1 pseudogene is annotated in these 1433 nt (G+C 40.7%); it reads right to left on the bottom strand.

The annotated features are described in order from the left end of the window. A pseudogene (locus AB204_RS14895) lies at positions 1-1093 on the bottom strand (hypothetical protein); the annotation flags it as partial. Between the last annotated feature and the right edge of the window lie 340 nt (positions 1094-1433).

Raw genomic sequence — 1433 nt, 5'->3', positions numbered from 1 at the left:
CTTGCGCTGACCGTTCTGCCGCAAGCTGCGAGATGTTCGCCTTTGTCGCCGAGTCTGCTGCCTCTTGCTCTGACTGTGCTGCCGCAAGCTGCGAGGTGTTCGCCTTTGTCGCCGAGTCTGCTGCCTCTTGCGCTGACTGTTCTGCCGCAAGCTGCGAGGTGTTCGCCTTTGTCGCCGAGTCTGCTGCCTCTTGCGCTGACCGCTCTGCCGCAAGCTGCGAGGTGTTCGCTTTTGTTACCGAGTCTGCTGCCTCTTGCGCTGACTGCGCTGCTGCCTGTTCCGATGCCTTCGCATCTGCCACTGAACTTGTTACCGAGTTCATTGCTAATGTTGAATTATCAATTTTTGCTTCCAACCCCTTCAACTGACCATAAGTCGCTGCATCGTGATCTTCTGTACCATCAGCAATATTCGTTAACTGTTTATTATTTATAATGTTATAGCTATCTCCAAATGAAACTGAATCTTTCCTATCAGTTTTAGCATTTGCCCCGATTGCAATTGCATTAGTATGGCTAGAAATTGCTGACGCACCTAAGGCCATACCATATGCTTTATGAACAACTGCACTTTCCCCTATAGCAAAAGCACTATTCGCCCTAGATTCAATTATTGATCTCCAACCTATAGCTATAGAAAAGCCGCTATTATCCTTAATGCTCCCTCCTGCCAAAGCGACAGAAAACTCTGAGTTAGAACCAATATTTGCCTCCCCCATAGCCAAAGAAGCATAACTTTCCTCCCCAATATTTGAACGCCCCATAGCCAAAGAATCATGACTTAACTTCCCAATATTACTAAGGCCCGCTGCGAAAGAATAACGACTAAGGGTCTCAATAGTACTACTGTTCGCTGCAAAAGAGTGACCAGAATCCTTCAGAATATACGCCCTCCCCATGGCAACCGATCGATCAGACCCAGAAATCTGAGCTCCCCCCATAGCGATGGAGTGATCAGATCCAATATCAATAACTGAATTTTCTATAGCAATGCTCTTTTCGCTATTATCAATCGTTGAGGACTCATCCTTATAAGAAGCGTAAGAAGACTGTATAGATACAGCACTAATTAAAGCCAATAAAATCTTTCTCATTATTTCACCATAATAAAAACAAATAAATTTTTTATCAAAACAATTAATTACTCAGTGAATAAAAAACACAATTAAATTCAAGTGATGTTAATTATTGCTTTGCAAAAAAATATCTTTTATATTTATAAAAAAATAAACACAGCGACTATTTTGTGGATTAGCCATCAGTCCCTATATAGAAACTGATATTTAAGCAAGAAGTTAGGATAGTTAATTTTATAAATTGCTTGAAAGAAGGTGAGAAAGTAAATATTAAATGCAAATGAAATGCAATATTTTTCATCCATAGGAAATTAATATATCAGACTAATCCTATCATTATACATTATCTGCCATCACT

It is taken from the genome of Xenorhabdus khoisanae, assembly GCF_001037465.1.
Lineage (GTDB): Bacteria > Pseudomonadota > Gammaproteobacteria > Enterobacterales > Enterobacteriaceae > Xenorhabdus > Xenorhabdus khoisanae.
This window is presented reverse-complemented; position numbering and strand designations above follow the sequence as displayed.